Annotated in this window: 17 protein-coding genes and 1 riboswitch; of the genes, 1 reads left to right on the top strand and 16 read right to left on the bottom strand. The window is 45.0% G+C overall.

Features of this window, described 5'->3' with window-relative positions; translation table 11 throughout:
* Positions 1–9: 9 nt before the first annotated feature.
* The 8 genes from glmM to FTV12_RS10735 form a co-directional block, all read right to left on the bottom strand.
* Complete coding sequence (gene glmM, locus FTV12_RS10770; protein WP_004781506.1) at positions 10–1,341, bottom strand: phosphoglucosamine mutase; 1,332 nt, start codon at positions 1,339–1,341, stop codon at positions 10–12.
* 122 nt (positions 1,342–1,463) lie between these two features.
* Positions 1,464–2,930 carry an IMP dehydrogenase gene (gene guaB / locus FTV12_RS10765; RefSeq protein WP_180034016.1) on the bottom strand — a complete coding sequence of 489 codons (1,467 nt, stop codon included), beginning with the start codon at positions 2,928–2,930 and terminating at the stop codon, positions 1,464–1,466.
* A 260-nt stretch (positions 2,931–3,190) separates the two neighbouring features.
* Entirely contained in the window at positions 3,191–3,556 is a 366-nt protein-coding gene (locus FTV12_RS10760) for a YkgJ family cysteine cluster protein (protein WP_180034015.1), read from the bottom strand.
* Positions 3,557–3,654: 98 nt separating this feature from the next.
* On the bottom strand, positions 3,655–4,452 hold the full coding sequence (locus tag FTV12_RS10755; protein ID WP_180034014.1) for an MBL fold metallo-hydrolase: 798 nt from the start codon (positions 4,450–4,452) through the stop codon (positions 3,655–3,657).
* 181 nt (positions 4,453–4,633) lie between these two features.
* Positions 4,634–5,212, bottom strand: a complete 579-nt coding sequence (locus FTV12_RS10750; RefSeq protein ID WP_180034013.1) for a TMEM165/GDT1 family protein — start codon at positions 5,210–5,212, stop codon at positions 4,634–4,636.
* A 17-nt stretch (positions 5,213–5,229) separates the two neighbouring features.
* A riboswitch (yybP-ykoY riboswitch) is annotated at positions 5,230–5,427 on the bottom strand.
* A gap of 89 nt (positions 5,428–5,516) precedes the next feature.
* Positions 5,517–7,547 carry a 2-oxo acid dehydrogenase subunit E2 gene (locus FTV12_RS10745; protein WP_180034012.1) on the bottom strand — a complete coding sequence of 677 codons (2,031 nt, stop codon included), beginning with the start codon at positions 7,545–7,547 and terminating at the stop codon, positions 5,517–5,519.
* A gap of 2 nt (positions 7,548–7,549) precedes the next feature.
* Entirely contained in the window at positions 7,550–10,252 is a 2,703-nt protein-coding gene (gene aceE, locus FTV12_RS10740; protein WP_180034011.1) for a pyruvate dehydrogenase (acetyl-transferring), homodimeric type, read from the bottom strand.
* Between the two features lie 350 nt (positions 10,253–10,602).
* Positions 10,603–11,292 (bottom strand): M23 family metallopeptidase, encoded by a 690-nt coding sequence (locus FTV12_RS10735; RefSeq protein WP_034589860.1) that lies wholly within the window; start codon positions 11,290–11,292, stop codon positions 10,603–10,605.
* A 110-nt stretch (positions 11,293–11,402) separates the two neighbouring features.
* Between FTV12_RS10735 and FTV12_RS10730 the strand changes: the two genes are divergently transcribed.
* Positions 11,403–11,843, top strand: coding sequence for a DciA family protein (locus FTV12_RS10730; protein WP_180034010.1), 441 nt, complete (start codon positions 11,403–11,405; stop codon positions 11,841–11,843).
* A gap of 99 nt (positions 11,844–11,942) precedes the next feature.
* Here FTV12_RS10730 and lpxC read toward each other — a convergent pair whose 3' ends face one another.
* From lpxC to FTV12_RS10690, 8 genes are all read right to left on the bottom strand, one after another.
* Positions 11,943–12,845 (bottom strand): UDP-3-O-acyl-N-acetylglucosamine deacetylase, encoded by a 903-nt coding sequence (gene lpxC, locus FTV12_RS10725; RefSeq protein ID WP_180034009.1) that lies wholly within the window; start codon positions 12,843–12,845, stop codon positions 11,943–11,945.
* A gap of 126 nt (positions 12,846–12,971) precedes the next feature.
* Positions 12,972–14,159, bottom strand: coding sequence for a cell division protein FtsZ (gene ftsZ, locus FTV12_RS10720; protein ID WP_004781488.1), 1,188 nt, complete (start codon positions 14,157–14,159; stop codon positions 12,972–12,974).
* A gap of 159 nt (positions 14,160–14,318) precedes the next feature.
* Positions 14,319–15,581: a cell division protein FtsA gene (ftsA, locus tag FTV12_RS10715; protein WP_180034008.1), complete on the bottom strand. Its 1,263-nt coding sequence runs from the start codon at positions 15,579–15,581 to the stop codon at positions 14,319–14,321.
* A 71-nt stretch (positions 15,582–15,652) separates the two neighbouring features.
* Positions 15,653–16,507 (bottom strand): cell division protein FtsQ/DivIB, encoded by an 855-nt coding sequence (locus FTV12_RS10710; protein WP_180034007.1) that lies wholly within the window; start codon positions 16,505–16,507, stop codon positions 15,653–15,655.
* A 3-nt stretch (positions 16,508–16,510) separates the two neighbouring features.
* Complete coding sequence (locus tag FTV12_RS10705) at positions 16,511–17,440, bottom strand: D-alanine--D-alanine ligase (RefSeq protein WP_180034006.1); 930 nt, start codon at positions 17,438–17,440, stop codon at positions 16,511–16,513.
* Positions 17,441–17,493: 53 nt separating this feature from the next.
* Positions 17,494–18,942 (bottom strand): UDP-N-acetylmuramate--L-alanine ligase, encoded by a 1,449-nt coding sequence (murC, locus tag FTV12_RS10700; RefSeq protein WP_180034005.1) that lies wholly within the window; start codon positions 18,940–18,942, stop codon positions 17,494–17,496.
* A gap of 12 nt (positions 18,943–18,954) precedes the next feature.
* Positions 18,955–20,052: an undecaprenyldiphospho-muramoylpentapeptide beta-N-acetylglucosaminyltransferase gene (gene murG, locus FTV12_RS10695; protein WP_180034004.1), complete on the bottom strand. Its 1,098-nt coding sequence runs from the start codon at positions 20,050–20,052 to the stop codon at positions 18,955–18,957.
* Between the two features lie 239 nt (positions 20,053–20,291).
* A partial coding sequence (locus FTV12_RS10690) for a transposase family protein (protein WP_180034003.1) occupies positions 20,292–20,585 on the bottom strand: 294 nt, incomplete at its 5' end.

Here is a 20,585-nt window from a genome sequence, read left to right as displayed (position 1 = left end):
TTCCCCCATTTAAGCGGCGTTGGCACGTACCGCATCAGCCAATGAATTTGCCAGTGTGGTCACCTCTGCAAGATCCTCGCCCTCAACCATGACACGGATCACCGGTTCAGTCCCTGATTTACGGATCAGTAAACGGCCACGGCCTTTGAGCTGCTCTTCAGCTTTGTTAAATTCTGCAGTCAAAGCAGGCACTGAGTACGGGTCAAACATGGTATTCAGACGTACATTCACCAAGACATTTGGCAATAATTTAAAATCAGCCACTAACTCGTGCAGTGCTTTCTTCTGCTCGACCATCACGGTTAAGACTTGCAGCGCAGCAATAATCGCATCGCCTGTGGTGCTCTTGTCTAAAGTCAGGATATGGCCTGATGGCTCACCACCAATCGACCAGCCTTTTTCTTCCAGACCTTGCAGTACATAACGGTCACCGACTTTAGCACGTAGCAGCTCTACTCCGGCTTTTTCCAGCGCCAGTTCCAGCGCCATATTGCTCATCAAGGTACCGACGATACCCGCCGGCTTGTTTTTTGCCTGAGTCGCGAGGATATACAAAATATGATCGCCGGTAATTTGCTCACCATTTTTATCGACCATGATCACACGGTCTGCATCACCATCGAAGGCTATGCCTAAATCAGCCCCATGCTCAACCACTGCTTTTTGCAGATTTTCTGGATGAGTCGAACCACAGTTCTCATTGATATTCAGACCAGTCGGTTCGTCATAGATGGAAATGACTTTTGCACCCAACTCACGGAAAACCGCAGGGCCAACGCTGTAAGCTGCACCATTGGCACAGTCAACAACAATGGTTAAATCATTCAGGTCTAAATGGTATGGGAAGGTTGATTTACAGAATTCGATATAACGGCCATTGGCATCTTTCACGCGGAAACTTTTACCCAAGTTCGCGTTATCTTCGATCACCAGTTCTTTTTCCAGCTCCTGGTTGATCTCATCCTGCAAAGCATCAGGCAGTTTTTTGCCTTCACTCGAGAAAAACTTAATCCCGTTATCAAAATATGGGTTATGTGACGCAGAAATGACAATGCCAAGGCTAGCATGCAAAGCACGGGTCAAATGGGCAATGGCCGGCGTTGGCAAAGGTCCAAGCAGATGCACATAAACACCTGCCGCATTGAGTCCTGCCTGTAGCGCAGATTCCAGAATATAACCTGATAAACGGGTATCTTTACCCAGTACCACTAATGGTTTGTTTTTTTTGCTATTTCGTTTTAATACTTTTCCTGCCGCAAAACCTAATTTCAGGGCAAATTCAGGTGTAATCGGTAACTCACCAAATTTTCCACGAATACCATCGGTACCAAAATAACTCATGCTTTGTCTCACTTCTTAGCGGGTGATTTACATCATCCTTTTTCATTGTGCAACACTGTACACCAAAACAAAAAAGCCGTCATGAGTATGACGGCTTTTTTAGAGTAAACAATCAGCGAAAGTTAGCCCATACGGTAGTTTGGCGCTTCTTTAGTGATGGTTACATCATGCACGTGAGACTCAGACATACCGGCAGATGTGATTTTCACAAACTTGGCATTTTGACGCAGATCATCAATGGTTGCAGAACCGGTATAGCCCATAGAAGAACGCAGACCGCCCATCATCTGATGCACGATATTGCCCATTGGACCTTTGTACGGTACGCGACCTTCAATACCTTCAGGAACCAGTTTTTCAGCACCGGCTTTAGAGTCCTGGAAGTAACGGTCAGCAGAGCCAGTCGCACCAGCCATCGCACCCAAAGAACCCATACCACGGTAAGCTTTGTAGTAACGACCCTGGAAGAATTCAACTTCGCCTGGTGCTTCTTCAGTACCAGCCATTAATGAACCCACCATGATGGTGCTTGCACCAGCGCCAATCGCTTTTGCCATATCACCAGAGAAACGGATACCACCATCAGCAATTAATGGAATCTGCTCTTTCAAGGCACGCGCAACAGAATCAATTGCAGAGATTTGTGGCATACCAATACCAGCCACGATACGAGTCGTACAGATTGAGCCAGGACCGATCCCTACTTTCACTGCGTCCGCACCCGCATCAAGTAATGCAAGCGCAGCATCACCAGTGGCGATGTTACCGCCGATCACTTGAACTTGTGGGTAGTTCTGTTTCACCCAGCGTACACGCTCGATCACACCCGCAGAGTGACCATGTGCAGTGTCCACAACAATCACATCTACACCAGCATCAACCAGTGCTTCTACACGGCTTGGTGTTTCAGCGCCAGTACCGACTGCTGCACCTACACGTAGACGACCTAAATCATCTTTACAGCTATTTGGATAAAGTTCCGCTTTACGGAAATCAGTCACCGTGATCAAGCCTTTTAATTCGTTGTTTTCGCCAACAACGATCACTTTTTCAATACGGTTTTTTTGCAATAAGGCCTGAATGTTTTCTTTCGATTCGCCTTCACACACAGTCACCAGACGGTCTTGACCTGTCATGATATTACTGACCGGCTGTTCCAGATTGGTTTCAAAGCGTGTATCACGGCCTGTCACGATACCCACCACTTTACCGTCTTTAACTACCGGCACACCGCTGATGTTATTCGCTTGAGTCACAGCGATCAGTTCACGTACTGTAGTTTCTGGGGTAACTGTGATCGGATCTTTCACCATACCGGCTTCAAATTTTTTCACACGGCGTACTTCTGCGGCCTGGGCAGCAATATCCATGTTCTTGTGCAAAATACCGATACCGCCATTTTGTGCCATCGCAATTGCCATACGTGACTCAGTCACAGTATCCATAGCTGCTGAAACAAGTGGAATATTCAGGTTAATGCCGCGAGTCAGGCGTGTCTTTAGAGAGACATCTTTTGGGAGAACAGTAGAGTAGGCAGGGAGTAATAGGACATCATCGAAGGTTAACGCGTCTTGAACGATGGTCAACATAACAGTCTCACTGGTAATTTCCGTGCGCTATTATAAACAAATTTAGCTCTAAATTTCATTGCAATTGCAAAATTTATTTTGTCTAAATCTGGACTTAGATTTAATCCGAATATCTAAACCTGTAAATTTGACTATTCAATCAATAATTTAAATATGCCAGAGCAGTCATCATATTTATTCGGTTTACAAAATCCCTTACTAATTTTTTCTCCCATAAAAAGCAGAGTCCATACCTTGCTTTTTAAATCTTGAGTTTGGATTTAGCTCACCCGTTCGAAATTATCATCATTTTCGGCTTCATCCGGCTCAATCTGAATGAATGGAATCATATTGTGTGCCATTCGTGCTTTATTGCACTGGGCATCAGCAATCTGCACTTCTTTACAGGATGAGCTACGTAGTTCGTACATGCCACAACTCACCTGTTCACCAATGCTACCTTCGAGCGCAATACAACGCGGATTTTTTTGATTGGTTCCCACCATGCATGAATAGACGGAAGTAACAGGTTCAGTATAGTGCTCAGGCATGGGAATCCCCTCTGCCCAATAAAATGAAACCCTGAAATAGGCGCAACATGCGCCACAACTTAAACATGCATCTTGTGTAGGAACTTGAGACAACATTTCTTATAAATTCTCGTCATCAAAAACAATTTTTTGCAGGCGGAAAATATAAAAAATGTTGTTTTTCTACTCAAGAAAAAATTTAAAATTTTCTTGAACTATTCAGGACAAGTAAAAACAGTTTCATCCATTAAATCAGTGCCACATTCCAGTGTTTCAATCCAGTCCATAAACTGGTTAATCTGTTCTTTACCCACAAATGGTGTTCCATGCTGCGGCACAATCATGTCGACATCCATGGTACGTACCATCTGCACCCATAAACGAATCACCTTGTTATTGCACATGTAGCGTTGGTGAAATCCCTTCATTTTCGGAATGTGCGCCGCAAAATTTTCCAGTGGCTTTGAAGCATCCTCGACCATTGACGCGCCCATATCACCAGAAAACAGGATCTTGGCAATCGGGTCATAAAACTGGAAATTACCGACTGAATGTAAAAAGTGTGCTGGAATGGCAATAATGCTGGATTGACCGAGTGGAATGATCTGACCATGATCCGGCAATTCAACCAGACGATCCAGCCAGTTACCTTTCATACGGTCACTCATAAAGGCTGAATTCAGATGCGGTAAGAAACGCGCCCAGAGCTTGGAAGCTACGACTTTGGCTTCGGTATAGACCAGCCAGCGCGGCATGGACGTAATAATGTCCGGATCCTGATGCGATGCCATCACATAATCCAGATTGCTTAACCGGGTATAGCGGTTCAGTTCCATGGTCAACGGTACATAGGTCAAATCACCACCCGGATCAAGTACTGCAGCACGCTCATTATCAATAATCAGGAATTGGTTTGCCTGTACACCTTCACCTTTTACCAAGCTGGTAAAACTGATGCATTTATGCGTTCCATCATCATAAAGTACTTGTGATGTAGTACGTTCAAAAGCCATGCCCATTCCCCAAAATTTTTATGTAAAAAATGTATATTCTATAGGTGAATAACATATATTTATTTAGAGAAACTTACAATAAAAATCAGATCAATATTATCTATAATATCAGTTAATTAAGTCACATTTTTAGGCAAAAAATCCTGAGCAATTAGCTCAGGATTTACGATATCTTTAACACTCAAAATAAATAGTGCTGTGCCAATGCTGCCAGACCAATTATTAAGAAAACCAAAGCGCCAATTTTATGAATGAGCGAAATTGGTAATTTTTCTGCCAATTTATTACCAATAAATACCGCTGGTGCATTTACCAACATAATACCGATCGTAGTACCCAAAGTGACCCAACCAATACTGTCAAAGCGCGCGGCTAAAGCGACTGTTGCAATTTGAGTTTTATCGCCGATTTCTGCCAAGAAAAACAACACAAATGTGGCACCGAATACCCCATATTTTTGCCATTTATTGATACTTTCTGATTCATTATCCAATTCATCGGGAATTAACATCCACACCGCCATCGCAATAAAACCAAGCGATACAATCCACAGCAAGACTGTTGGGCTAAGCACTGTGGTGATCCATTGACCTAAGACTGCGGAAACGCCATGGTTGATGACTGTCGCCAAAAAGATTGCGAAGAGAATTGGAACAGGTTTACGAAAACGTGCGGCAAGTAATAAAGCAAGCAGTTGCGTTTTATCGCCCATTTCAGATAAGGCAACAACAGCTAATGAGATCAGAAAAGCAGAAAGCATGATGTATTTCTCTGGCCAGCAATTTACATACCTATGACTCACCCCTCCTGCCAGCCATATCTGCAGAGTGGTAAATCAAAGGTCTTGCCAACAAAAGAAAGCTTCGAGAAGCTCATTTGGTTCTTTGCTATGATGACCATGCCCTGTTGAGCAAATATGTTGACCATCACCCTTCTGCTTTGCGCAAAAGGCGGCTACTCCCCAATGAAGTGTGCCCATTATAGCCAACCATGTTTATATTTACAAATTGTCATATTAAAAAAACCCTGCCGAAGCAGGGTCTTTATTTTTAAACATTCATGAATCAGATCAAGAGCGTACGAATATCCTTTAATAGCTTGGTCAGCTTATTGGTAAAGCGTGCAGCATCTGCGCCATTAATTACCCGATGATCATAAGATAACGACAATGGCAGCATCAGACGTGGATCAAAGCCCTCACCATTCCATACCGGTTGCATAGTTGCAGGAGAAATACCCAGGATCGCCACTTGTGGCCAGTTCACCAACGGCGTAAATGCTGTACCACCAATTGAACCCAAGCTGGTAATGGTAAAATTCGCCCCTTGCAGATCTTTAGGTGACAATTTCTTGTCACGTGCTTTCTGGCTTAACTCACCCAGCTCAATAGCAATCTGCTTAATCGACTTCTGGTCCGGGTTACGTAATACAGGAACAGTCAGACCATCTGGTGTCGCAACCGCAATGCCCATATGGATCTCATTCCGTAGCAATACCGATTTACCGTCATCAGACAGGTGACCGGCAAACTCGCGCTCTTCTTGGAGAAGATAAGCCACAGCCTTGATAATGAAAGCCATAATGGTCAGGCCAATACCTTCTTTCTTGAAGTTGCCTTTCAACTCATTACGCCAAGCTTCCAGCTCAGTGATATCGGCTGCATCAAACTGGGTCACTTGTGGGATATAGTTATTTAAAGATAACTGTGGAATCGAAACCTGTTGCAGACGCGTCAAAGTTTTCTCTTCTACCCCACCAAAAGCACTGAAATCAGGCAGTTTTGGCAAGCCTGCAGGAGCTGTAGCTGCCGCAGGTGCGGTTGTTGTTTGCGGTGCAGTCAGACGATCTTTCACATACGCAAACAGGTCTTCTTTCATTAGACGCTCATGCGGACCAGAAGCTTTCACTTCTGCCAATACCACACCCAGTTCACGAGCCAGTTTACGCACAGCAGGGCCAGCATAAACTTTGGCATTGGCAGCGTTCTGCTCTTTGGTGAGTTTGTCTGCACTATGCGTTTCAGGCGTCACAGCAGCAGTGTCAGCTTTTGGCGCTGCGGCTGGTGCAGGCGTAGCTTTAGCTACAGGTGCTTCTGATTTTTCCGCTGGAGCTGCAGCAGGTGATGCTTGTCCTTCAGCTTCAATTGTAATCAGTGCCACGCCTTCAGAAACATTCTGACCCAGCTCAACATGAATCGCCTTAATCACTCCGGCAGTCGTGCTTGGCACTTCTACTGTCGCTTTATCTGACTCGACCACGATGATGCTCTGGTCTTTCTCCACCGTATCACCGACCTGTACTAGAATTTCTGCTACAGCCGCCTTATCAACACCCAAATCAGGTACTTTTACTTCAATATTGCCTCCAGGGGCTACAGTCTGTTGTGGTGCTGTTTCAGTTTTGGCTTCAGGTGTTGCTTGAGCTTTTGGCTTTTCTTCCGCTTGAGGCGCTGCTTGCTCAGCAGCTGGTGCCGAATCTGTAGTTTTCACTGTCAGAATCAGCACTCCTTCTTTGACTGAATCGCCCTCCTGAATATGAATCGCCTCTACAGTACCAGCAACTGTACTTGGTACTTCAACTGTGGCTTTATCAGATTCAACCACGACCAGGCTTTGATCAACTTCAACTTCATCGCCAACCTGAACCAGAATTTCACCCACCAGGGCCTTTTCTACGCCAATATCCGGCAATTTCACTTCTACAGTAGATGTAGAAGTCGATTGAGAGGACTGTTCATTTTGACTAGAGGCTTTGGGCTGATGTGTCGCCACTTCCTGCAGGATTTGCTCATCAGGCAATTCAGTTGGGGTATTTTCCGAAGTTTTGTCAGCAGCATCAGCTTCCTGACTTTCTACCGTACCGGCATCATCTTCAGCCTGCAGTTCGATCAGGACAGTACCTTCAGATACTTCATCACCCTGATTGACCAGGATGCTTTTAACTACACCTGCTGAAGTGCTTGGCACTTCAACAGAGGCTTTATCTGATTCCAGCAACACAATACTTTCATCTACAGCGATGGTGTCACCCACCTTCACCAGGATTTCTGCCACAGTTGCCTTATCTACACCAATATCTGGAGTCGTAATTTGCATGATTAGTTCTCCTCTTTGTAGTCAGCAACTGGATGCAATTCAGGAGTCGCCTGAGGTGCCCAAGCCACCGGACGATCAGTATCTAACTCAAAGCTAGAGATCGCGTCTTTCACTAAACGTGCATCGACTTCACCTTCATCTGCCAGTTTCTTCAGGGTTGCCACGACAATATGCGCAGCATCGACACCAAAATAGCTACGCAGATTGCCACGTGTATCTGAACGGCCATAACCATCGGTACCCAAGGCTACGAACGGACGACTGTCTGGAAGATAGGCACGGATCTGTTCACTATAGGCGCGCATGTGATCGGTGGCCGATACCACAATACCGTCCTTGTCACGTAACTGCTGAGATACCCATGGCTCTTTCGCTTCTTCAGCCAATGGATGCAGGCGGTTATATTCTTCACATGCCATACCATCGCGAGCCAGTTCGTTAAAGCTGGTCACGCTCCAGACATTGGCATGAATCTGATATTCCTCACGCAGGATTTTCGCGGCTTTGATGACTTCACGCAGAATCACGCCTGAACCCATCAACTGAACCGTCGCCTTTTCGTCTTCTTCCAGCAGATACATACCACGCTTGATGCCTTCTTCTGCACCTTGTGGCATTGGTGGATGTTCGTAGTTTTCGTTCATCAAGGTCAGATAATAGAACACACGTTCCTGATTTACATACATACGCTGCAGACCATCATGCACGATTACGGCAAGCTCATAGCCAAAGCACGGGTCATAAGAGACACAGTTCGGAATGGTATTGGCCAGAATGTGTGAATGACCATCCTGATGCTGCAGGCCCTCACCATTTAAGGTAGTACGGCCAGCGGTTGCACCCAACAAGAAACCTTGCGCCTGTGCATCACCTGCTACCCAGGCAATATCACCAATACGCTGGAAGCCGAACATTGAGTAGTACATGTACATCGGGATCATTGGCAAGTTATTGGTTGAATAACTGGTCGCCAAGGCTGCCCATGCACTCATTGCACCGGCTTCGTTAATCCCTTCCTGTAACATATGACCGTCTTTGGCTTCACGGTAATGCATCAACTGTTCCTGATCTTCAGGGGTATATTGTTGACCATGCGCTGCATAGATCCCCAATTGACGGAACATCCCTTCCAGACCAAAGGTACGTGCTTCATCTGGAACAATCGGGACCACACGGTCCTTGATTGCTTTCTCTTTTAATAAGGCAGAGATTAAGCGGACCATGACCATGGTGGTGGACTGTTCTTTACCGTTTGAACCTTTAAGCACAGCATCAAAAACAGAGAGCTCAGGAATCGGTAAAGATTCGCTTTCTTTGCGACGTGCTGGCAGATAACCACCCAGTGCCTCACGGCGTGCCTTCATATATTTAATTTCAGGCGAGTTTTCGCTTGGGCGGTAGAATGGAATTTCTTCCAGTTGTTCATCAGTAAAAGGCAAGTTGAAACGATTACGTACGTATTTCAATGATTCCAGCTGCATTTTCTTGATTTGGTGCGTCTTGTTCACCGCTTCAATTTCATCAGACAGACCATAACCTTTTACGGTTTTCGCCAGAATCACCGTTGGCTGACCTTTGGCCTTGGTCGCTTCTGCATAGGCAGCAAAGACTTTGTATGGATCATGACCACCACGGTTCAGATTATCGATATCTTCATCGCTCAGGTCTTTGACCAAAGCTTCTGCTTCTGGATATTTACCAAAGAAATGTGCGCGTGCATAAGCACCACCTTTCACCTGATAGCGCTGATAATCACCATCTACTGCTTCTTCCATAATCGCTTTGAGTGCACCAGATTTGTCTTTATCCAGTAGCGGATCCCAGTGACGACCCCAGACAACTTTAATCACGCGCCAGCCAGCACCACGGAATAAAGACTCAAGTTCCTGAATGATCTTGCCATTACCACGTACCGGACCATCCAGACGCTGCAAGTTACAGTTCACCACCCAGATCAGGTTGTCCAGTTTCTCACGACCCGCCAGTGAGATCGCACCCAAGCTTTCCGGCTCATCCATTTCGCCATCGCCCAGGTACGCCCAGACTTTACGGTCTTCTTCCTTAATCAGGCCACGGTTCATCAGGTACTTTTGAATATGAGCCTGATAAATCGACATGATTGGACCGAGACCCATCGATACCGTCGGGAACTGCCAATAGTCTGGCATCAAGTAAGGATGAGGATAAGAGGGTAAGCCTTTGCCGCCGACTTCACGACGGAAATTATTCAGATGCTCTTCAGTTAAGCGACCTTCTAAAAATGAGCGGGCATAAATCCCCGGTGCACAGTGACCTTGATAGTAAATCAGGTCGCCACCGAAGCCGTCGTTATTGGCACGGAAGAAATGGTTAAAACCCACATCATATAAAGTGGCAGATGAAGCAAAGCTGGCCAAATGACCACCCAGGTCATCACCGGATTTATTTGCGCGAAGCACCATTGCCAAAGCATTCCAGCGGATCAGCGCGCGAATACGGCGTTCCATATCCTGGTCGCCCGGCATCACAGGTTGTTCTTCTACAGAAATAGTGTTTAAGTAGGGAGTATTTAAACGCTGAATAGGAACATGTTTGGCAATTGCGCGTTGATAAAGTTTTTCAAGTAAAAAGGCGGCGCGCTCGGTTCCCATGTGCTGCAAAACGGAGTCAAAAGCGTCTTGCCATTCTTGGGTTTCTTGAGCGTCGGTATCTCCATAAAACGCCATAATCTACAGTTCCTGAAAGCCAAATTGATCACTTATATGTATCATATTTACGGCTTATGCAGGTATGGCTCTGGCTGAATGCGGTTCTGGAGTACTATTTATTATCTAAATATCCATTGACACTTTATTACACAAAGTAACAAAAAGAAGTCAATGATGGCGATTTTTTATACAATAGTTATAATTCTCGGTGATAATATAATATCTAAAAGCAATTAGACCGAACTCCTTCTCTACTCCCTGGAAGAAATGTTCAGCCTAATTGCCTTAAAAGCGGTTTGATTGATTTTTTATGAGTATCAAGTATCAGACGCATTAAAGTATTTCAGTTATTTTGAGCAAAGCTACGTTTAGGGTAACATTGCTAAATAAGTTGAAGGATTTTTACGTTGACCGTCTTTTACTACTTCATAGTGTAGATGAGGACCTGTACAACGACCTGTACAACCTACATTCGCAATATGATCACCGGCTTGCACCTGATCTCCCACACGTGCAATCAAGCGTGAAGCATGGGCATAACGAGTAAGGTATCCATTACCATGGTTAATTTCGACATACTGACCATAACCTGTACCCCAACCCGATTTGGTTACGATACCAGGACCAGTTGCGTAGATCGGTGTACCGCTTGCAGCAGCCAGATCCAGGCCTGAGTGATTTTCAGCACGGCCACCCATAGTACGACCACCAAAACTTGAGCTGACACGTTTCATGTCTGGTAATGGATGAGCCACTAGCCATGAATAAGGGTTATTTGAAGATGCAACTTTGCTGGATGAAGAATTGCCATATTTTTGGGCAATGGTCTGATTATTCAGTTCAACCGGTTTTTCACGTAGCTGAACATTTAATTTGGTTTGTGCGGGAATATCAATATCTTCAGGATGGGTATAAGAACCCTGCGATAAAGTACGTGTTAACTGCTCAAGACGGTCAGGTGTAGCATCTTGTTGATTCAGATCCACTAAATCTGCAAAAGCTACTGAAGCAGCTGAAACCGAAATAGAAAATGCCAATAGGATACGTCGCATAGGCATATGCATAAAAAACCTCTCTAAACTGCTAATCGAGTTTCTTGAAGATCTCTTCCTTGATATCCACTTTAAGAAGCGCATAAGATTAAGACATAAACATGTAGGAATTATGTATGTCGGAACCTGTCAACGTCTTTCAAAAAACAAGAAAACAGATAAAAACAGGAAACTTTTCGTTTCTCTCATCACAAGTTTCTGCATGGCAAAAACTTACGAAACTCGTACAACCGCTATTGCCTCAACCCGAACAATGGCAAGTTGCCTGCTATCAAAATGGTGTGTTAACGATTACCGGTGAAAACCAAGCCATGATTTCTCAATTGGCTTATCTTCAAAAGCAATACATCTCACAACTCTCTCAAATAAACGAATTAAAAGATCTCACTAAAATCCAGGTTTGCTTAAGGAATCCATCCCCCGTTCAACCGATTCCAGAAAAATCTGAAAGAGCCCTGAGTCCAGAAACACAGGAATTACTCCGCGGTGCTGCTGACTTTATAAGCGACCCTAAGCTTAGCCAAGCTTTACTACGTTTGGCAAGCAATAAAAAGTAACATTGCAATGAGATGTAATAAATTCCAATGTTGTTTTTATGTGACGGGTGTCACATTAGATGCGGCTAAGTTATAACACAAAGACACAAAGACAAGGACTTATGTCACAGTTACATAACTAATTGGACATTGAGTTACGTCATCAAATGTTACAATTTCATAGCTGCTTGGGTCACTTTTCACGTTACGCAATAGTTGATTATTCAAAGCGTGCCCTGATTTGTAGCCATCAAATTTAGCAATAATCTGGTGGCCTAGCAGGTATAAATCACCTACTGCATCCAGAATCTTGTGACGTACAAACTCATCCGAAAAACGCAAACCTTCTTCATTGACCACGCCGGTTTCATCTACACCGATCGCATTTTCCAAGCTTGCACCCAAAGCCAGATTATTGGCTTTCAAGTAGTCAAGGTCTTTCATAAAGCCAAATGTACGCGCTTCACTGACTTCATAAACAAAGGTTTCTGTAGAAAAATCGATGCTGGCAGACTGATGTTCTTTTTTGAAGGCAGGATGATCAAAATCAATAGTGAAATTTAGCTGAAAGCCGTCATGTGGGCTGAAAATCGCCCGTTTATCATCGATCAAGGCTTCAACAGGTTTAATAATTTTAATAAATTTCTTTAGTGCATCTAGTTCTTGCAAGCCGCCCTGCATGAGCAGATAAATGAAAGGTCCGGCACTGCCATCCATAATGGGAACTTCTGAAGCTGACACTTCAATAATCAGGTTATCAATACCTAATCCCGCAATGGCGCTCATCACATGCTCGATCGTACCGACTTTGGCATTTGACTGAACCAGATTTGAACACATGAAGGCTTCCTGGATCAATAGGGCATCCGCAGGAATATCGACAGGTGGATGCAGATCAATACGACGAAACACAATACCCCCATCGGCGTGGTGTGGCACAAAGTTAATCATAACCTTCTGCCCACTATGAAGACCGATTCCGCTCGCTTTCACGATACGTTGCAGGGTACGTTGTTTCAACATGCTTTTTATCATCTGTTCACCAATAAAACCGCTATACGTTAGCATATTTGGCCATTGATAAAAAACAAAAGGTGGCTCTAAAGCCACCTTTTCTGTGCAATCATCGTAAACACATGCTGTTACATATTACTTACGCTGTTGATTTTTAAGGTAATCTTGGATGCTCATTGGTGTTGGGCGTGGGCTAGAAACTGAAGCTGCAGGATTAGCTGCTGCACCTGCTTCATTTTGCTGACGCTGAATTGCCGGTACATCATCATCTTCAACTACTGCCGGGGATGATGATGGACGTGCTGCCTGTACATTCGCGCGTTTAGTTGGCTCAACCGAATCTGCAGCATGGCGAGTCAAACCAGTCGCAATCACAGTTACACTGATTTCATCACGTGCATCCGGATCAAATACTGTACCGTAGAAGACCTGACCTTCGTCCAGATCCACGATCTGGTTTACAACATCAGTAATTTCTTCAATTTCACCGAAGGTTACGTCATCACCGCCAGTCACGTTAATCAGAATACCTTTGGCATTCATGATGGTGACGTTATCCAGTAATGGGCTGCGAATCGCCTGCTCTGCTGCCTGACGTGCACGGTTTTCACCACGACCCAAGCCTACACCCATCATGGCATAACCACGTGTACTCATTGCAGTTTTCAGATCGGCGAAGTCAAGGTTAATGTGACCAGGACGAACCACCAGATCAAAGATACTACGTACCGCATTCAACAGTACATCATCCGCTTTTTTATACGCATCCTTCATTGAAATATCACGGAAGACTTTCAATAGACGCTGGTTTGGAATGATGATCAGAGAATCTACGTGCTGTTCTAGCGCTTCAATCCCCTTCTCGGCAGATTGCAAACGGCGTTTACCTTCAAAGTTGAATGGCGTAGTCACCACACCAACAGTCAAGATACCCATTTCTTTAGCAATTTCAGCAACGACTGGCGCAGCACCGGTACCTGTACCGCCACCCATACCGGCAGTAACGAATACCATATCGGTACCTTCAAGCTGCTGGCGGATCAGTTCACGGCTTTCTTCTGCTGCCGCTTGACCGACCTGTGGATTTGCTCCAGCACCCAGACCACGTGTACTTTGCTCGCCCAGCTGAATTTTAAATTCGGCTTCCATGCGATCCAGTGCCTGTTTGTCTGTATTGGCACAGACGAACTTTACGCCCTGGATATCGGACTGCAACATATGCTGTACAGCATTACCACCCGCACCACCTACACCAAATACAGTGAAACGGGCTTGACCATTGCTATCGCTATGATCTTCTTCGAAAAATTCAAATGAGGCCATGACCTATAAAATTCCTAATTCATAATTGGCAGTCACTAAGCCCGTATACTGCCTTAATCTTGATAAAAATTGTTTTTAAGAATGCTGCTCAAGCAGGCACTTGTCAAGTACAAGCCCGATTAACTACAACTTCCCAACAATATTCACAATAAAAATCGCTTAAAAGATCGCTTTTAACGTTTCGTTAAAACCTGACCATGCCCGTTTAATGCGCTGTGTAACTGATAACTTATCCCCGTCTTCAGTTTCAACGAGGGTTTCCTGAGTATCACTCTGGCTAAACATCAGCAAACCAGCCACTGTTGCGTACTGGGAACGACGTAAAGCTGCTTGGTGCTGTTCATCTGCATAGACCTGTACCGGCGGATTGCCCAGATGCGCGGACACACCCAAGGTACGACGTACAAAGCTGACCATACCTTCAATCTGACTGGCATCACCAGTCAGCACCACACCATGATAAAGGCCCTGCATTGCGCCATGGTTCACCAGTTCATCACGCACCAGACCCATGATTTCTTCATAACGTGCCATGATAATTTCAGTCAGTTCAATCCGGCTGATAGTTTGTGGTCCATCAATGCCCTGGAACTGAATCATATGCTCTGGTTTAACCACTTTCAGGTCAACACAGCCATAGAGCAATTTCAGACGTTCTGCTTCTTCTGTAGTCGTCTGTAAAACCGCTGCAATATCACGGGTGACATGCTCACCACCACGCTGAATGGTATGGGTTAGCGCCAGACGGCCATCCAGATAAACAGCGACATTGGTGGTTCCCGCACCGATATCCACCAGACACACGCCATATTCTTTTTCATCTTTGAGCAGGCTGGCTTCAGCGGTAGCCAGACAGGACACCACCATTTTCTCCACACCGATATTGGCCCCTTTTAAAGCGCGGTCAATATTCTGCATGGTGCTGATCGGTAACATCATCAAATGATAATGCCCGGTCATGCTATGTGCCGACATACGGATCGGGTTGAGTACCCATTCCGGTGCATCATCCAGCTCGAAGCCTAAAGGCACCGCACTGACCAAATAGTGATCTGAGGTGACATGACTGGCTTTGGCCAGCTCAAGTGCCCGCACCACTTCACTGGTCGTAATTGAATGTTCACTATTATCAATGGTGGTACGACCCGAGGCATAAAAGCTTTTTAATTCAGCACTTGGGATCGAAATCCACGCAGAATGCACACGACATTCAGCCATATCTTCCGCTTCTTGTACGGCGTTTTTAATGGCGGTAATGACTTTATCGAGACTGACAATTTTTCCTTTATTCATGCCTCGGTTACGAGCAGTCGCCATCCCAATCACTTGGATATTGTCTGACGCGTGTACCTTACCAATCAAAACTGAAACTTTATGTGTCCCAATGTCAATCGCCACAACCGAGGGAACAGCTTCACTCATTATTAACTACTACCATTACGTGTTTGTTAGATTTATGGCTTTATAAGGCCTCTAATTTTTAAAGCCGGTCATTATGGCTTTACTGTTACATTATTCTCAACGCCCGTGTCATTAATGGTTACAATAAATTGACCATTTACAATTTTAGGCGGAATTGAATTTTTCCATTGAATCGCCAATCCATTACGATAACGCAGGTCAATCGCTGAAATTTTTGACCATACCGGTTTTAGGTCGCTATAGGACAGATGACTCAAACGTTGCAATTTGCTCATGGTCTGTTCTTTATCGACAATCACACGCAAACCTGAATCAAACTGCATAAACCATGTCATTCGTTCAGTTAAATATAATTCTTTTAAACGAATACCTTGTGGTAAAAATAACTGGTTGATTTCATTATAACGTCGCATCATGGTATTTGCATGAGTAGAGGGTCCATGCAGCAACGGTAAAGCTGAATAATCTTTAGGACTGACTTCAGTAAAAATAATGCCACTATCACTCAGCAGTCGTCCTGTACCCCATCGGGCAATAGCATGATGCGGCATTACCCGGACATGAATCTTGTCTGGCCAGGCACGAGATACCACCACACGGTCCACCCAGGACAATTCCAGTGCGCGGTCACGAATCGATTCCAGGTCCGAAGTGAAATAGTTTTCAGTCACAATTGGTGATACGTACTGCATGACCTGACGCTCTTCAGCTGCTGTACGCGTTCCTGCCACTTTCAGCTCTGCTACCTGAGCATCAGTCATCACCTTATACAGGCCAAAAATCCCAAAAGCCAGCACCACCAGCGCGACACACAACAAGGCCCAACCACCCAGGTTGGTTAGTTTCTCTTTGCGTGTCGGCGGCTTGTCGTGAATTGAGGTAATCGCAGCACGTTTACGGCGCATGGTTGCTGGGAGTTGAGCCATAACTTAGTGTGCCGCACCGTTTAATGTTTGTTCCAGAATCGCTACACAGAGCGCATCAAAACTATAGCCGACGGCTGCTGCCGCTTTTGGTACCAGAGAATGACTGGTCATACCTGGAACAGTATTCACTTCCAGTAACCAGAACTTACCCTGTTCATCCTGCATTGCATCAATACGGCCCCAGCCACTTGCACCCACCGCCTGGAAGGCACGTAGAGCCAAGGCTTGCAATTCTTTCTCTTCAGACTCGCTTAAGCCACATGGAATGCCATATTCCACATCATTACGCTGATATTTAGCTTCATAGTCATAGAAAGCCACATCTTCTGGCGGTTGCAGACGAATGACAGGTAGGGCCTGACCATTCAGAATTACAATGGTAAATTCACGGCCTGTGATCCATTTCTCTGCCATAACCACGGCATCATGTTCAGTGGCTTTGGCAATCGCATCGGCAAAGTCTTCTACTTTTTCAACTTTACTCATGCCAATACTCGAACCTTCGTGTACAGGCTTAATGATCAGCGGCAAATCTAGAGTAGATACAATTTCTTGCGCATTCGAGTTCTTGGTCACGATACGATATGGCGCAGTAGGTAATTCTGAACCCTGCCAAACCTGTTTGGTTTTGACTTTATCCATACCAATGGCAGAACCCTGTACGCCTGTACCGGTATATGGAATATTCAACCATTCCAGCGCACCCTGAATCTGACCGTCTTCACCGCCACGACCATGCAATACCACAAACGCACGATCATAATTTACCAGCTCGGTAACACTACGCTCTTGTGGATCAAACGCTTCTGCATTGACCCCAGAACGCATTAATGCCTCAAGTACGGCGGTTCCACTATCTAGCGAAACCTCACGCTCTGCAGATTTACCACCCAGCAATACGGCAACTTTTCCGAATTTTGAAGCATTTGACACGTTTATATCCTTAAACTTTTTGAATCTGTTCAATCAGTCATAACATGACTATTTTACTTTACATATAAATGATTTTGAGCAAGTTCGATTGAGATTGCTCCAACATTACCTGCGCCTTGGGTTAATAACAAGTCATTTGCTTGCAATACCTTTTTCATCACCTGGCTCAGGTTCCCCTCAACCGGATCAATCAGGATTGGTTCAACTTCCCCACGTAAACGGATACTACGTGCCAATGCGCGGCTATCTGCACCTACAATTGGCTTTTCCCCTGCCGGATACACTTCAAGTAAGAGCAGCTGATCAACTTGTGAAAGCACTTCTACGAAGTCATCAAAACAGTCACGGGTACGGCTGAAACGGTGCGGCTGGAACATCATCACCAGACGGCGATCTGGATGGCTGGCACGAGCCGCTTTAATAGTGGCTTCTACTTCTTTTGGATGGTGACCATAGTCATCGACCAGTTTCACATCGCCGCCTTCAAGTTCGAATTGACCTTGTACTTGGAAGCGACGACCTACACCACTGAAGCCTTCCAGTGCACGGCAAATGGCTGCATCAGATACGCCTTCATCCGTCGCAATCCCAATTGCAGCCAAGGCATTGAGTACATTATGCAGACCCGGCTGATTCACAGTCACGCGTAGCGGCTCACGATCTTTACGTAATACGGTAAAGTGGCTGCGCATACCTTCCTGTACGACATCGACGGCACGAATGTCATTATCTTCATTAAAACCATAAGTCAGTAATGGACGACCAATACGTGGCATGATTTCCCGGATATTGGCATCGTCACCACACACCACTGCTAAACCATAGAATGGTAGTTTTTGCAGGAATTGGATAAAGGTGTCTTTCAAGACATCGAAGCTACCACCATAGGTATCCATATGGTCAGCATCAATATTGGTCACCACGGCAGCCATTGGTTCTAGATACAGGAATGACGCATCTGATTCATCGGCTTCTGCCACGATATAACGGCTCGCACCCAAAGCGGCATTCACACCAGTACGGTTCAGCAAACCGCCGATCACATAAGTTGGATCCAGATTTTCTTCTGCCAGCATACAGGTGATCAGGCTGGTAGTTGTAGTTTTACCATGAGTGCCTGCAACCGCGATCCCATGACGGTAACGCATCAGCTCTCCCAGCATTTCTGCACGGCGGACTACAGGTGTACGGGTCTCAAGGGCTGCCTTGATTTCCGAATTTTCTTTATCAATCGCGGTAGATACCACGATAACATTGGCACCTTTAATATTGCTGGCTGCATGGCCGATATAGACCTTGATACCATTTTCTTCTAATTGAGCCGTAGTTTTAGAGGCTTTGATGTCTGAACCAGAAACTTTATACCCCTGGTTTTTCAGTACTTCAGCAATCCCGCACATCCCTGCACCACCAATCCCCACAAAATGGATATGCTTGATCCGGCGCATTTCCGGGACTTTAATTAATTTCTTTGCTTGGTCTGCTGGGGTTACTGGAGACATAATTTACTCGGATTACAATTCTTGAATTAAACGGACCACATGCTGGGTCGCATCGGGTTGAGCCTGACGGCGTGCTTTTACCGCCATTTCCATCAATACCTGACGGTCAAGCATCGGCTCTAATAAGGTTTTTAAACTGTCTGGCGTCAAAGTAGCCTGCGGGCAGATTTTGGCTGCCTGCTGATTGGCCAGGAATTTGGCATTCGCAGTCTGGTGGTCATCAACCGCACTTGGTAGCGGTACAAAAATCGCGGCCACGCCTGCTGTGGCAATTTCAGTTACGGTCAACGCACCGGCACGGCAGATAATTAAGTCCGCATCGCTATAGGCCTGTGCCATATCTTCAATAAATGGCTGTACTTCAACATTTAAAGTTGCAGGTGCATCAGCATAACGGGCACGCGTCGCATCTGCATGATTTTGACCACACTGATGATAGACATTTAACGGCACATTCAACTGTTTCAAGGCTTCCGGCACGCGTTCATTTAAGGCTTGTGCCCCAAGTGAACCACCAACAATTAAAATTCGTAGCGGCTGGCCAGCTTTTTCCCGCTCCTGATAACGCCAGGACGGATTTAAAATTTCTGTAATTTCTTTACGTACAGGGTTACCAGTAGTCACCACTTTATCTTGTGCCGGAAAAGTATCAGGAAAAGCCTGACAGACTTTTTTGGCAATACGGGACAGCTGGGTATTGGTAAAACCGGCTACAGCATTTTGCTCATGAATAATCACGGGAATGCCCAGCATTCGCGCTGCCAGACCACCCGGTCCTGCCACATAACCGCCAAAGCCTGCAACAGCTTCGACTTTGAGCTGTTTCATATGCTTCATGGCACTAAGAGTGGCTTTTAGAATTTTAAAGGGGGCCAAGGCTTTACGCACAAAACCATTGCCACGCACACCTTGAATATCGATTTGATAAATTGGAATATTATGGTTTTTTAAGAGTCGGTTTTCCATGCCCGCTGGCGTTGCCAACCAGGACACTTCAATTCCTTGTTGTTGTAAATCTTTTGCAACGGCTAACGCTGGAAACACATGTCCACCCGTACCTGCGGCCATCATCATGACATGTTTAGGCTGTTTTTGCTGAGCGTCGGTCACGGTCTAATTCTTCAATTTAAAAAATGAAACAGGAGGTCTAATTTAAGTCATCAATTGTAATCACAAACGCTTGCCCTTGAAAGTTTATTTACCTTATTTCAACAAGCGTTTCATTGTTTTTTTCATACTAATTTGGAGTTTAAACTAGTTTTATTATAAGGTCTGCATTTTTCCTTAGACTTAAGTGAAATATAAGCATAATTTTTGAATATTTTTCATTAGATCTCTTGCGAAAGTCATTATTGCAAGTTCATCCGGTTTACCAGTGCAGCGATTAAGTTAATGCGTAAACCGAATCTTTTCCGTCTATTTCGATAGCGTTCACTTAGTATTCTAAATCTTTTCAATTGACTGTTAATGTGTTCGATTACAACTCGTATTTTTCCAATCATTTTATTGTAATTTTTCTCAGCATCAAATAAGGGTAAATTCTTCTTTTTCTTTATTGGCATCAATAATTTAAAGCCATCTTGCTCTAACCCATAGTACCCTAAATCGGTCATAACATAGTCACAATGTTTGAATTTCTTAAC

The sequence above is a fragment of the Acinetobacter sp. YH12233 genome (genome assembly GCF_013417725.1).
In the GTDB taxonomy this organism is placed as follows: domain Bacteria; phylum Pseudomonadota; class Gammaproteobacteria; order Pseudomonadales; family Moraxellaceae; genus Acinetobacter.
Note: the sequence above shows the minus strand (reverse complement) of the source record. Positions and strands in the feature narration are given on the sequence as shown.

Bases quoted from the DNA above. Each gene is read 5' to 3' on its own strand.
- glmM (WP_004781506.1), bottom strand. From the start codon at position 1,341: ATGAGTTATTTTGGTACCGATGGTATTCGTGGAAAATTTGGTGAGTTA.
- guaB (WP_180034016.1), bottom strand. From the start codon at position 2,930: ATGTTGACCATCGTTCAAGACGCGTTAACCTTCGATGATGTCCTATTA.
- FTV12_RS10760 (WP_180034015.1), bottom strand. From the start codon at position 3,556: ATGTTGTCTCAAGTTCCTACACAAGATGCATGTTTAAGTTGTGGCGCA.
- FTV12_RS10755 (WP_180034014.1), bottom strand. From the start codon at position 4,452: ATGGCTTTTGAACGTACTACATCACAAGTACTTTATGATGATGGAACG.
- FTV12_RS10750 (WP_180034013.1), bottom strand. From the start codon at position 5,212: ATGCTTTCTGCTTTTCTGATCTCATTAGCTGTTGTTGCCTTATCTGAA.
- FTV12_RS10745 (WP_180034012.1), bottom strand. From the start codon at position 7,547: ATGCAAATTACGACTCCAGATATTGGTGTAGATAAGGCAACTGTGGCA.
- aceE (WP_180034011.1), bottom strand. From the start codon at position 10,252: ATGGCGTTTTATGGAGATACCGACGCTCAAGAAACCCAAGAATGGCAA.
- FTV12_RS10735 (WP_034589860.1), bottom strand. From the start codon at position 11,292: ATGCCTATGCGACGTATCCTATTGGCATTTTCTATTTCGGTTTCAGCT.
- FTV12_RS10730 (WP_180034010.1), top strand. From the start codon at position 11,403: ATGTCGGAACCTGTCAACGTCTTTCAAAAAACAAGAAAACAGATAAAA.
- lpxC (WP_180034009.1), bottom strand. From the start codon at position 12,845: ATGTTGAAACAACGTACCCTGCAACGTATCGTGAAAGCGAGCGGAATC.
- ftsZ (WP_004781488.1), bottom strand. From the start codon at position 14,159: ATGGCCTCATTTGAATTTTTCGAAGAAGATCATAGCGATAGCAATGGT.
- ftsA (WP_180034008.1), bottom strand. From the start codon at position 15,581: ATGAGTGAAGCTGTTCCCTCGGTTGTGGCGATTGACATTGGGACACAT.
- FTV12_RS10710 (WP_180034007.1), bottom strand. From the start codon at position 16,507: ATGGCTCAACTCCCAGCAACCATGCGCCGTAAACGTGCTGCGATTACC.
- murC (WP_180034005.1), bottom strand. From the start codon at position 18,942: ATGTCTCCAGTAACCCCAGCAGACCAAGCAAAGAAATTAATTAAAGTC.